Source organism: Algibacter sp. YIN40, from assembly GCF_057219435.1.
The window spans coordinates 1,204,503-1,218,504 of sequence record NZ_JBXVVC010000001.1 but is presented as its reverse complement, the minus strand read 5'-3'; the positions used below and the strand labels follow the sequence as shown (position 1 = coordinate 1,218,504).

The window sequence follows — 14,002 nt, the reverse complement described above, 5'->3', positions numbered from 1 at the left end:
TAATTGTTTATTTGTTTATTTGTTTAGCCGTTTGTTTTGGTTAAGTGTTTAAACCATTAAACTTTTAAACAGTTTACTTAATTTATGCTTCCGTTGTATTTCTCACTTTTGTTTGATACTGCACATTAGGCTTAGTACCAACACTTTCTAACAAGTGATACATACGATTATCTTCTTTAAGTTTTGCAACTTTGCTTTCCTTATCATTGATGTCTCCAAAACTCATAGCTCCGTTACTACAAGCTGCAGAACATGCGGTTTGGAATTCTCCATCTTTAATTTGACGCCCATCACGTTTCGCATCAAGAATAGTTTTCTGTGTCATTTGAATACACATAGAACATTTTTCCATAACACCACGAGAACGCACCACAACATCTGGGTTTAATACCATACGTCCTAAATCATCATTCATATGATAATCGAACTCATCATTACCATTGTATAAGAACCAGTTGAAACGGCGTACTTTATATGGACAGTTATTTGCACAATATCTAGTACCTACACAACGATTATAAGCCATATGGTTCTGACCTTGACGACCGTGTGATGTCGCTGCCACAGGGCAAACAGTTTCACAAGGCGCATGATTACAATGCTGACACATTACTGGTTGAAATGCTACTTGAGGATTCTCTGAAGCGCTTTCCATTTCACCAAACTCACTTAATGAGCTTCCTAAACCAGAAATATTATCTTTTTTCTCATTATCACCTTCGAATGATTCTTCAGATGAATAATATCTATCTATACGCAACCAGTGCATATCACGGCTACGACGTACTTCAGTCTTACCAACAACAGGTACATTATTCTCAGCGTGACAAGCAATTACACATGCTCCACAACCTGTACAAGCATTCAAGTCAACCGATAAGTTGAAGTGATGCCCAATAGAACGATCAAATTCATCCCATAAATCAACATCTGGAGATGTTACTGGAGTTTCTTCATGATTTAAAGAAACTACAGGAATTTTATTCCAACCGTGTTTTTTATCTTCCTTATCGTAAGTATTAAAAATCTCTAAAGTGGTTTCCTTAATAATATCGCCACGACCCATCAAGGTGTTATGCAACTGCACTGATGCAAATTCATGCTCACCAGTAGCAGGTTCAATTGTTACATTCTGTACATTATTGAAACTTTGGTATAACGCATATGCGTTAACACCTGTTTGCATTTCTTCCTTTAAACCGTTAGTCCTACCATATCCTAAGGCTAATCCAACAGAACCTTTTGCTTGTCCTGGCTGAATCATAACAGGTACCTTAATCGATACACCGTTTGCAGTAACATTTGCATAACTACCATTTAATGCACCGTTTGCAACGTGTGTATTTGTTAAACCTTTTTCATCAGCATCGGCTTTAGAAATAGTTAAATAGTTATCCCAAGATGCTCTTGTAATAGGATCTGGAAACTCTTGTAGCCATGGGTTGTTAGCTTGTTGGCCATCACCCATACCTACTTTGGTATATAATGTTAATTCTAATCCTTCAGATTTTGAAGACGCTGCTAAAGCTCTAGCTGCATTTCCTGAAGGTGCTTCAGTTACTGCTTCCGCTTCAGAAACAATTGAAGTTTCTTCAATTTCAGTATTTATACTTCCAACGTAAACACCATCATGTAATGCTTTATTAAAAGAACTTCCGCCTAAAATAGTAGTTCCCCAAGCATCTTTAATATAATCGTGATAAGAAACATCGTTTCCTGTCCACTTTAATAATGATTCCTGAAATTGTCTTGTATCAAATAATGGGCGAATTGTTGGTTGCGTTAAAGCATAATGACCTTTACTTAATTCAACATCTCCCCATGATTCTAGATAATGAGGTGCTGCAGCGATATAATTTGTTAAAGAGGAAGTCTCATCAGATTTCATAGAAAAAGCAACCGATAAGTCTACTTTTTTCAAACCCTCTGCAAATTCAGATGCACTTGCTAAAGTGTACATTGGATTTACACCACTCATAATGATTGCTCCAACTTTACCTGCATTCATATCGACAACTAATTGCGCTACGCCTTTATCGCTACCTTGTCTTGTTTTAATTGGCGAAGAAGAATCAAATGCTTTACTGTTTAAAGCTTCGTTTATTTCTAAAGCAACTGTTTGTGCATTTACATCTTGAATTCCTGTAACTACTAAACCTTTGCTTCCTGCTTTTTTAAGTTGTGCAGCTGCATTTTTAACTACAGCTTCTAAATGTTCTGGTAAATTGCCTGAAACAGCACCGCCAACAACCAAGCTATATAATTTCGCTAACACTAATCTTTGCTCACTTGGCTTTAAAGGCACACGTTTATCTGCATTGGCACCTGTTAAAGACATATTAGATTCAAACTGAATATGGCGAGACATTTTACCATGATCTGGCACTCTGTTTTTTGAATAACCAGAATCAAATCCACCTCCTTGCCAATCTCCTAAGAAATCTGCTCCAACAGAAACAATTGTCATCGCTTTAGAAAAATCGTAATTCGCTAATCCGCGTTCTCCATATTTAGCCTGATAAGCATCTAAAGCAGCAGACTCTGATACAGCATCATAAACAACATGTCGCACATTTCCATATTTTTCAGAAAACTCAGCTATTAATTTACTTGTAGATGGACTTGCGAAAGTTTGTGTTAATAACACAATATCTTTATTAGCCGCAGCTATATCTGTTAAAGTCTTTGTTGTTTCAGCATCAAAATCACTCCAAGAAATAGATTCTCCAGATTTTTTTGGGCCTTGAACTCTTAAACTATCATACAAGCCTAAAACCGAAGCATTCACTCTAGCATTTGCATTACCGTTAGTAGCTGCCAAAGTGTTATTTTCAATTTTAATTGGACGACCTTCACGCGTTTTTACTAAAACACTTGCAAAATCGAAACCATCTGCAATTGTAGTTGCATAGTAATTAGCAACACCAGGAATAATTTCTGTTGGTTGCACAACGTAAGGAATCGATTTTTTTACTGGTCCTTCACAAGCCGCTAATGAAGCCGCAGCTGTACTAAACCCGACATATTTTAAGAAATCGCGACGCGTTGTTGATGTAGACTCTAATGTATCTTTATCTCCTAAAAATTCATCTGTAGGAATCTCACTAACAAACTCGTTTTGTTTTAGAGTCTCAACAATAGAGCTATTTTCGTTTAGCTCTTCAACACTTTTCCAGTATTTCTTGTTTGATGACATATTATATAATTGAATTACTTCTTTATTAATTTTTTACACCTCGACTGCGCTCAGTGTGACAATCTTTTTATTCTTAATAGTGACACTTACCACATTCTAATCCGCCCATTTGAGCAACAGTCAACTTATCTACACCATATTTCTTAGATAATTGCTCGTGTATTTTTTCGTAATAAGCATTGTCTTTAACATTTACATTCGTTGTTCTGTGACACTCTATACACCAACCCATTGTTAAAGGTGCATGCTGATACATAATCTCCATTTCTTCAACAGGACCATGACATGTTTGACACTCAACACCAGCCACTGTAACATGTTGCGAATGATTGAAATATACAAAATCTGGTAAATTATGAATACGAACCCACTTTACAGGTTGTGAATCTCCAGTATATTTTTGATCTGCATCACTCCACCCTGCGGCAGCGTATAATTTTTGAATTTCTCCATCATAAAATTCTTTAGTATACTCTAGAGACGTTTCTCCATTATATTCATAAATAGATTTATGACAATTCATACAAACATTCAATGAAGGTATTCCTGATGTTTTACTTACTCTAGCTGATGAGTGACAGTATTTACAGTCAACTCCATTATCACCTGCGTGTATCTTGTGTGAAAAGTGAATTGGTTGTACTGGCTGATATCCTTGATCTACTCCAATTTGCATAAAATATCCAAAGGCAAAATAAGCACTAGAAAGCAAAAAGAAAATTGCAACAACAATCATTAAAAACTGATTTTGTACAAATGCTTGCCATAGTGGCTTTCTAGTTGAAGCTTCAGGTAAATCAATATTTTGAGCAGAAGCAAAACGACATAACGTTTTATTTACTAAATATAATCCCGCGGCTAATAAGATGAATAAAATTGCCAGTGCTCCTAAAATGATTTCGTTTGAAATACCGTTAGAAGAACCCGTAACATCTCCACCTCCAACAGGAACAGCAGTTTGAGCAGGTGCTTTTTTCTCTTCAGCTGTATAAGCTAGGATATTATTAAGATCATCATCTGTCAATTGTGGCATCGCAGTCATTGCGGCACCTGCATACTCATTATAAATTTTGTTACCGTAAGCATCACCAGATTTAATTACCCCAGCACTGTTACGAATCCAAGCATAAATCCAATCTCTATCTAAGCCTTGCTCATCAGATAAACGCGCTTCTACATTACGCAATGCAGGACCAGTCATTTTTTTATCTAATTGATGACAAGCTGCACAATTGGCGTTGAATAATGATTTTCCTTTTGCTGGATCTCCTTCTTGAGCTGAAAGAGAGGTTGTAAACGCTAATAAAATAATTAAGCCAAAACGAAGAATGTTTCTACTTAATTTACGGTGAATCACCTGTTTCATATTGTTGGTTAAATTAACTTCCAAATTTTGGTATGGTTTTTTCATATAAGAATACGACAAAACACAGTTATAAAATCTCTGGCAAAAGTAATATTAAAAGTCGATTTGGAAAATGTTAGAGAACTGTTAATTGGTAATTTAGAGGGATTCTAAATAATAAAAAAGTCCGCAATTAAGTTAATATCGTATACATTTGTACAAACAATTTGAAATATGAATTTATTCCATTTAAAAAGAGTCATTTCAGTATTAATAATTTGCTTATTTATTGTAAATTATAGTTTTTCACAGCAAGGAGATGCATTAATAAATCAAGATCAAGCTATTGTTACTCTATTAAATCTTAAAAAAGAGATTAATAAAGAAAGTAACAACTACTATAAAATTCAAATTTATTCTGGTAATCGTTCTAGTGCTGAAACTGCTAGAAAAAACTTTAATGGCAAGTTTTATGACTGGGCATCAAAAATTGTATACGAAACACCTAACTTTAAAATTTGGGCTGGTAATTTTAGAACAAGATTAGAAGCTGACAGAGCTTTGAAAAAAATAAAACGGGAATTCCCTGGTGCTTTTATTTTTAAACCAAAAAAGGAAAAAAGTTAACAAGAATTACTATAAATAAGAAAGCGACCAAAATGGTCGCTTTTTTTTCATAATATCTAAATTTTCTCTTTAGCTTCTTGAAGGATAAATTCCAACTAAAGCTATTATATACCTAACACCTAAATAAGGACTTCTTGTTTGAATTTTAGAATCACTCGTTTTAACCGAATACGTTTCATAAGTTTCTTCCGTCTCTTCTTTTAAAACATTAATTCTTCTAAGTTCTAAAGCCTCAACACCACCCATTTGCCCTAATCTAACTTCATTTAAATAAGGGCTTTTACCAGCATGCACAGGAGCTCTTCCTCTTAAATCAGGTAAAGCAAATGTTGTTCTACCATCACCACCGTATGTCGTTCCTAATAAAGAAAATAATGCCGTGTTACTTGAAATAGATAGCTTTTGTCCATCACAAAAAGCCCAGCCTCTTGGAGCAAAGTTGCCAGCAAACATTTTTATTTCTCCAATCATAGCTTCTTGAGAAAACACAGTGTTACTATAGCCTAAACTTAGTAGTAATGTAACCATTAAAATTGTTCTTTTCATAATCATAAATTTGAGTTGATAATAATTTAAGGCAAGCTAAAGATATTTTTTTAATTCTTTCAAACTGTTACAATAAAAAAGCACCCTTTTTTCAGGATGCTTCATTTATTACTATATATTTTTATAGTTTATTTCAACTTCTTTTTTACCTCGACTTCATGGAAAGCTTCAATAATATCGCCTTCTTTAATATCGTTATAGTTTTTAATTTGCATACCACAATCGTAACCTTTAGCAACTTCTTTAACATCGTCTTTAAATCGTTTTAACGACGCTAATTCGCCTGTGTAAACTACTACGCCATCACGAATTAATCTAATTCCAGAAGACCTAAGTATTTTACCATTGGTTACCATACAACCTGCAATAGTTCCAATTTTAGAAACTTTAAACATTTCTCTAATTTCTGCAGTACCTGTAATCTCTTCTTTAAGCTCTGGAGACAACATACCTTCCATAGCATCTTTAAGATCGTTTATAGCGTCATAAATAATTGAGTATGTTCTAATATCAATTTCTTCTTTATCAGCTATCATTCGTGCATTACCAACTGGACGTACATTAAATCCGATTATAATAGCATCAGATGCAGTTGCTAAAAGCACATCGCTTTCGGTAATAGCACCAACACCTTTATGAATTATGTTAACGTGTATCTCTTCTGTTGACAATTTTTGGAAAGAATCTGTTAATGCCTCAACAGAACCATCCACATCACCTTTAAGAATAATATTCAACTCTTGGAAATCACCAAGTGCAATACGACGACCAATCTCATCGAGTGTAATATGTCGCTGTGTTCTTACCGATTGTTCACGTTGCAGTTGTGCACGTTTAGTTGCAATCTGTTTTGCTTCACGTTCATCATCAAATACACTAAATTTATCACCTGCTTGGGGTGCTCCATCTAATCCTAAAATAGACACAGGTGTTGATGGACCAGCCTCCATAACGTCATTACCACGTTCATCATGCATGGCTTTTACCTTACCACTGTGTTGTCCTGCTAATACGTAATCTCCAATTTTTAAAGTCCCTGCTTGAACTAAAATTGTGGACACATAACCGCGGCCTTTATCTAAAAAAGCTTCAACTACAGTACCTATAGCTGGTTTATTTGGATTTGCTGTAAGCTCTAATAATTCTGCTTCAAGCAATACTTTTTCTAATAACTCATTTACTCCTGTACCAACCTTAGCTGATATATCATGCGACTGAACTTTTCCTCCCCAATCTTCAACTAATAAATTCATATTAGCAAGACCTTCTTTAATTTTTTCTGGATTAGCAGCTGGTAAATCAATTTTATTAATCGCAAAAACAATAGGAACTCCAGCAGCTTGCGCATGTGAAATTGCCTCCTTTGTTTGGGGCATGATATCATCATCTGCAGCAGCTACAATAATAGCTATATCTGTAACTTGAGCACCACGAGCACGCATGGCCGTAAAGGCTTCGTGACCTGGTGTATCTAAAAATGCTATTTTTTGTCCGCTTTCTAGTTGTACACCATAAGCTCCAATATGTTGCGTAATACCTCCAGACTCCCCTGCAATTACATTTTCTTGACGTATATAATCTAGAAGTGATGTTTTACCATGATCTACATGCCCCATAACCGTTACAATTGGTGCACGAGGTTTTAAATCTTCTGGTTTGTCTTCAACTTCTTCAATGGCTTCTTCAATATCTGCGGTTATAAATTCTACTTTATATCCAAATTCTTCAGCAACAATAGTTAATGTTTCCGCATCTAAACGCTGGTTCATAGTAACCATCATACCTAAAGACATACAGGCTGAAATAATTTCTGTAACTCCAACATCCATCATTGTAGCAACCTCACTCGCGGTAACAAATTCTGTTACTTTAAGTATTTTGCTTTCAGCTGCTTCTATTTGCTGATCTATTTCAGATTGCTCTCTGTGCTGATCTCGTTTATCTCTTCTGTATTTAGCCCCTTTTCCTTTGCTAGATTTACCTTGGAGTTTTTCAAGTGTTTCACGTACTTGTTTTTTTACATCTTCTTCGCTAGGTTCTTCTTTAACAATATTTCGTCTTCCTTGACCAGGTTTATTTCCACCCTTGCTAAATCTACCAGTTCCACCAGGTTTACCGCCTCTTTGTTGACCGCTATTGCTAGGATCTACCTTACTGATGCGACGACGCTTCTTCTTATTTGCACTCGCAGCACCTCCTTCAGAAGGTTTAGCGTCTGGTTTCTTTTCTTCCTTCTTTTTCTTAGGCTTATTAAATTTACTTAAATCTATTTTATTCCCAGATATTTTAGGCCCTGTTAATTTTTGATACTGTGTTTTAACTTTTTCTTCAGGAACTAAGCCTTCTTCTGTTTCAACGATATTTTCTAAAGACGTTTCTGTTTCTTTCTTAGCTTCTTTTGGTTTTTCTTCAACCTTTTTAGGAGCAACAGGGACTTCAGCTTTAACTTCAACAGGTTTTTCCTCAGCCGGTTCAGCTTCCTTTTTAGGAGTTGCTTCTTTTTTCTTAGGGCTTAAATCAATTTTCCCTACTTTCTTTGGACCTGAAAGCGTTTTAGTAGCTTTAACTACCTCTTCTTTTTTGGCTTCTTCTTTTTGTTTTTCTTCAATCTCACGCTCGCGTTGTTCACGCAACAAATCTTTCTCTTTTTGTTTTGCTTCGCTAACCTCTTTAGATGCTACTTTTTTGTTAGCATCTACTTCAAATTCATCAGAAAGAATATTGTATGTTTCTTCTGAAATTTTTGTAGTAGGTCGCTTCTCTATTTCAATGCCTTTAGAATCTAAAAATTCTACGGCACGGTCTAAAGAGATGTTAAGCTCGCGCAATACTTTATTTAATCTAATTGTGTCAGCCATAAATTGCCTTTAAAAACTCAAATATATATTATTCTTCGAATTCTTCCCTAAGAATTCTAATCACATCACCTATTGTTTCTTCTTCTAAATCGGTTCTCTTAACCAAATCTACAATGTCTTGCTCTAAAATACTTTTAGCAGTATCTAATCCTGCTTTACTAAATTCATCAATAATCCATCCTTCTATTTCATCTGAGAATTCTCTTAATTCTACATCTTCTTCAGCACCTTCTCTAAATACATCAATCTCGTAACCAGTAAGTTGACCCGCTAAACGAATATTATGCCCACCTCTACCAATGGCTTTACTAACCTCTTCTGGTTTTAAAATAACCTCAGCTCGTTTTGTTTCTTCATTTAATTTAATTGAAGTTACTCTAGCAGGGCTTAAAGCTCTGGTTACATAAAGCTGTAAATTATTAGTGTAATTAATCACATCGATGTTTTCGTTACCTAATTCACGCACTATTCCATGAATTCTAGATCCTTTCATTCCTACACAAGCTCCAACAGGGTCGATTCTATCATCATAAGAATCTACAGCCACTTTTGCTTTTTCGCCAGGTATTCTTACAACATTTTTAATCGTAATTAACCCATCAAAAACTTCTGGAATTTCTTGTTCGAATAATTTCTCTAAAAACTTAGGAGAACTTCTTGACATTATTATTGTTGGTTTAGCGCCTTTAAGCTCTACACTGTCAATAACGCCTCTAACATTATCTCCTTTTCTAAAGAAATCTGACGGTATTTGTCTGTCTTTTGGTAAAACAATCTCGTTACCTTCATCATCCAGCAGAATAACTGCTCTATGACGAATATGATGCACCTCAGCGGTATAGATTTCTCCAACTAAATCCTTAAACTGTTTGTAGATTATGGTATTATCGTGTTCGTGAATTTTAGATATTAAGTTTTGACGCAACGCCAAAATAGCTCTACGACCTAAGTCTATAAGCTTTACTTCTTCTGACACATCTTCTCCTACTTCAAAATCTGGCTCTATTTTACGAGCTTCTGTTAAAGAAATTTCTTGGTTTGGTTCTTCAACTTCACCATCTGCAACAACTATTCTATTTCTCCATATCTCTAAATCCCCTTTATCTGGATTAACAATGATATCAAAATTATCGTCATCACCATATTTCTTTTTTAATGCACTTCTAAATACATCTTCTAAAATTGCCATTAACGTTACTCTGTCAATTAGCTTATCGTCTTTGAATTCAGAAAAAGATTCAATTAACGCGACATTTTCCATAACTCTTTTGAATTAAAATTTAATCATAACTTTTGCTTCTACAATATCTTCATAAGCAATATTGGCTTGCTTTTTTACAGTTACTTTGCCTTTACCTATTGGTTTTGGCTCCCTAACTTTCCACTCTAATGTAATGTTAGAGTCCGTCGCACTTGTAAGGGTTCCTTCAATTTTGTCGGAAGCCGTTTTTAAATCAAGCACTCTATTTAAATTCTTTTTATACTGCCTTTTGTGTGTCAACAGTGAAGTTGCTCCAGCAGACATTACTTCTAAAGAAAAATCTTGTTCTTCTCTATCTAAATTATGTTCTATAGCTCTACTAACAAACATGCAATCTTCAACAAGAACACCTTTATCACCATCTAAAACTACTTTAATCTTAATATCTCCAGAAATAGAAAACTCAATAAGAAACAAATCGCTTCTTTCTGTTAAAGCCTGATCTAATAAATTTTTAACCGTAGTTTTAAACATTTTTAGTATAAAAAGAGGGGACTTTCCGTCCCCTCAATTCTTTTATTTTTCCTTTCAGCGCTGCAAATATAATACATTTTAATTAAAATATTAGCAGAATTTGAAATAAAAAGCCCTAACTATTTTAATAATTAGGGCTGTTTTCTGTTGGCCTACTAGGGCTCGAACCTAGACTCTTTGGTACCAAAAACCAACGTGTTGCCAGTTACACCATAGGCCAATGTGTAATTTAACGGCTACCGCTCGCTAAAGCAGGTGCAAATTTAGTATAAAGTTTTATTTGCACAAGCATTTTTTTGAAAAATAATCTTGAATACTTAACGTTTACTTAAAAATATTTGGGATATCATATTTATTAGTAAATTCGCCCAAGCAAACAAATAGCAATATACATGGCACATTTGAACTTTAAAAAATGGAATACTATTTTAGGATGGTTCTCTTTTTTAATAGCGCTTATAACTTATAGTTTAACAGTTGAACCTACAGTAAGTTTTTGGGATGCAGGAGAATACATATTAACTTCATCAAAATTGCAAGTTGGCCATCCGCCTGGAGCACCTTTATTTCAAATGATGGGAGCCTTCTTTTCTACTTTTACTTTTGGAAATAATGAGTTAATAGGGTGGATGATGAATATGATGAGTGCCGTTTCTAGTGCCTTCACAATATTGTTTATGTTTTGGACTATAACACTTTTAATGAAAAAGTTAATTGTACAAAAAAGCGACTTATCGCAATCACAAATAATAGCTATTTTAGGAAGTGGCTTAGTCGGTAGTTTAGCTTTTGCTTTTACAGATTCTTTTTGGTTTAATGCTGTAGAAACTGAAGTATATGCAATGGCTACGTTAATTATGTCTGTATTGTTTTGGTTAGGATTACGCTGGGAACAAGATATGGACAAACCCCGCGGAAATCGCTGGCTTATTCTAATTGCTTTTGTTATAGGGCTATCTTTTGGTGTACACTTCATGGGTCTGCTTACTATTCCTGCAATTGGACTAATTTATTATTTTAAAAATTATAAAAAAATTACCATAAAAAACTTCATAGTAGCGAATCTAGTTTCTGTCGCTATTCTGCTATTTGTTTTTAAATTATTGGCGCCTAATATTTTAAAAATCTTCAGTGCTTTCGAAATCTTTTTTGTGAATTCTGTGGGGCTTCCTTTTAATTCCGGTTCTATTATAGCTGGGATTTTCTTAATAGCTCTTATTCATTTGACTTTAAAATATACTCGAAAGAAAGGATTTGTGCATTTAAACACAGGGGTACTGTGTGTGACTTTTATAATTATTGGCTTTTCTACTTGGCTTATGTTGCCAATTAGAGCTAATGCCAATGTTGTAATTAACGAAAATAATCCATCGAGTGCTAGAGAACTTCTTGCATATTATAACTTAGAACAATACCCAGAAACACACTTGTTTTATGGCCCACAATTTACAGATCAATACGCTTATTTAGATGAAGACAACCCGTATGTGGATGACAAACCTAAATATGAAAAAGATTATGAGAAAGGAGAATATGTTGTTGTAAACGATTATAAAAATGCTAGGCAAAATTATAATTCGAAACACGCATCTATACTTCCACGTATGTGGAGCTCTGAACATACCGAAAATTACATGCTCTTTTCTGGCTTCTTAAATTTTAAGTTAAAGCCAGAGTACCAAATGGAAAACGAATTACGCACAGCCATTACAAATTTTAGAAACGATGTGGTAAATGGAAATGTTGACTATGAAGATTACAATGACTTTTTAAAACAATTTAAGGATTATATAGACATAGAAAAACCTTCCTTAGGAAGCAATATTGCTTACATGTTGGAATACCAGTTAGGATATATGTATTGGCGCTATTTTATGTGGAATTTTGCTGGAAGACAAGATGACCTTCAGGGGAAGTACGATAATCATGGAAATTGGATTAGTGGCATAAAACCTGTTGATGAATGGCATTTAGGAGTTTCACAAGATAACCTCCCTGGTGATGTGAAAAATAATAAGGCTAGAAACACTTATTACTTTCTGCCACTTATTTTAGGACTCATTGGCATGTTCTTTCTATTTAATACTGATAAGAAATTATTTTGGGTGATGCTCGTATTTTTCTTGTTTACTGGGTTAGCTATTCAATTTTATACGAATGTGAGACCTTTTGAACCTCGTGAGCGGGATTATTCAGTGGTTGGTTCATTTTATGTGTTTGCTATTTGGATTGGCTTTGGAGTTTATGCTATTTATGATGGTTTAAAAAAATACTTGTCAACTAAATATAGTGCTTATATTATAACATTGGGATGCTTAATTTTAGTTCCAAGTATTTTAGCAGCAAACAACTGGGACGATCATGATAGGTCTGGCAAATACACAGCCAAGGCAATGGCGAGAAAGTATCTAGATTCTTGTGCCGAAAATGCAATTTTATTTACTATAGGCGACAACGACACATTTGCGCTTTGGTATGCTCAAGAAATTGAAGGCTATAGAACCGATGTTAGAGTGGTTAATACCAGTTTATTTCAAACCGATTGGTATATCGATCAAATGAAACGTAAAGCTTACGAAAGTGACCCAGTGCCATCGCAATTAAAACACGACAACTACAAATATGGCACTAACGATTACGTTATAAAAGAAAACGTTATTAGAGATACCTTAGAAATTAAAGAAGCTCTAAATTTTATTTCAAGCGACCATCCAAGAACGAAATATCAATATGTATTGCAGCAAAAAGGAGTTGATTTAGCGCAGGTAAGAGCTCAAGATTTAAATGCAAATTATTTACCTACCGAGTTCTTAAAGCTTTCGGTAAATAAAGAAAATGCCATTAAAAGTGGTATCGTAAAACCTGAAGATACGAGTAAAATTGTAGACACTATTTATATTAGAGTAAAGGGTAATGCATTATATAAAAATAGACTTTTAATGCTAGACATTGTGGCCAATAACAATTGGACACGCCCAATCTATTTTACTGGTGGTAGCTTTGGTGACGACGATTATATTTGGATGAAAGATTACCTACAATTAGACGGAATGTGCTATAAATTAGTACCCATTAGAACTCAAGTTGATAGAGCAAATCCATTTGATATGGGTCGTGTAGACTCAGACTTAATGTACAATAAAGTTAAAAATTGGGATTGGGGTAATAGTGGTAGTCCAGATATTTATCATGATACTGAAACACGTAAAAACTCTATTACGTACAGGGGTAATTTAGCCCGTTTAATAGAACAACTAATAAATGAGGGAGAATTAGAAAAATCTGAAGAAATAGCTGATATAGCTATGACTAATATGCCAGTAGATTATTTTGGATACTACACCCTTTTAGAGCCCTATATTAGTGCTTATTACGAAGTTGATAATAAAGAAAAAGCACAGCAACTATTTAAAGATGTTGCCGTAAAATATCAAGAAAACCTAAGCTACTACAGTGGATTAAAAACGGAAAATCAGGAGCGAATGTTCGAAGAAATCTACACAGACATTCAACGATACAAAGGTTTAATAGATGTACTCGTTGAATACGATTCAGATTTTGCTGAAAGTGAAGGTGATATTTTCAACAACTACCTAAAACTATTCAAGCATTTTTATGGTGATGATGAGCCAGAAGAAGAAACAAGATCTGATGCAGACATTCCAGTAGATAGCGGTATTGATGCCATCAATTAA

At 34.5% G+C, this 14,002-nt stretch carries 8 protein-coding genes and 1 tRNA gene; 2 read left to right on the top strand and 7 right to left on the bottom strand.

Annotated elements, in window-relative coordinates:
- Positions 1–82: 82 nt before the first annotated feature.
- Both AC2D6V_RS05655 and AC2D6V_RS05650 read right to left on the bottom strand, forming a co-directional pair.
- Positions 83–3,196: a TAT-variant-translocated molybdopterin oxidoreductase gene (locus tag AC2D6V_RS05655; protein ID WP_484647086.1), complete on the bottom strand. Its 3,114-nt coding sequence runs from the start codon at positions 3,194–3,196 to the stop codon at positions 83–85.
- Positions 3,197–3,269: 73 nt separating this feature from the next.
- Positions 3,270–4,562 carry a c-type cytochrome gene (locus AC2D6V_RS05650; protein ID WP_484647085.1) on the bottom strand — a complete coding sequence of 431 codons (1,293 nt, stop codon included), beginning with the start codon at positions 4,560–4,562 and terminating at the stop codon, positions 3,270–3,272.
- A 213-nt stretch (positions 4,563–4,775) separates the two neighbouring features.
- On the opposite strand from AC2D6V_RS05650, the gene AC2D6V_RS05645 reads away from it, so the two are divergent.
- Complete coding sequence (locus AC2D6V_RS05645) at positions 4,776–5,168, top strand: SPOR domain-containing protein (RefSeq protein WP_484647084.1); 393 nt, start codon at positions 4,776–4,778, stop codon at positions 5,166–5,168.
- Between the two features lie 69 nt (positions 5,169–5,237).
- Here AC2D6V_RS05645 and AC2D6V_RS05640 read toward each other — a convergent pair whose 3' ends face one another.
- From AC2D6V_RS05640 to AC2D6V_RS05620, 5 genes are all read right to left on the bottom strand, one after another.
- On the bottom strand, positions 5,238–5,714 hold the full coding sequence (locus tag AC2D6V_RS05640; RefSeq protein WP_484647083.1) for a phage tail protein: 477 nt from the start codon (positions 5,712–5,714) through the stop codon (positions 5,238–5,240).
- A 128-nt stretch (positions 5,715–5,842) separates the two neighbouring features.
- Positions 5,843–8,572 (bottom strand): translation initiation factor IF-2, encoded by a 2,730-nt coding sequence (infB, locus tag AC2D6V_RS05635; protein ID WP_484647082.1) that lies wholly within the window; start codon positions 8,570–8,572, stop codon positions 5,843–5,845.
- Between the two features lie 28 nt (positions 8,573–8,600).
- Entirely contained in the window at positions 8,601–9,833 is a 1,233-nt protein-coding gene (gene nusA, locus AC2D6V_RS05630) for a transcription termination factor NusA (RefSeq protein WP_298237605.1), read from the bottom strand.
- Between the two features lie 12 nt (positions 9,834–9,845).
- Positions 9,846–10,307 (bottom strand): ribosome assembly cofactor RimP, encoded by a 462-nt coding sequence (rimP, locus tag AC2D6V_RS05625; RefSeq protein ID WP_484647081.1) that lies wholly within the window; start codon positions 10,305–10,307, stop codon positions 9,846–9,848.
- Positions 10,308–10,454: 147 nt separating this feature from the next.
- A tRNA-Gln gene (locus AC2D6V_RS05620) sits at positions 10,455–10,527 on the bottom strand.
- A gap of 172 nt (positions 10,528–10,699) precedes the next feature.
- Between AC2D6V_RS05620 and AC2D6V_RS05615 the strand changes: the two genes are divergently transcribed.
- A complete protein-coding gene (locus AC2D6V_RS05615) occupies positions 10,700–14,002 on the top strand; it encodes a glycosyltransferase family 117 protein (protein ID WP_484647080.1) in 3,303 nt (1,100 codons plus the stop codon).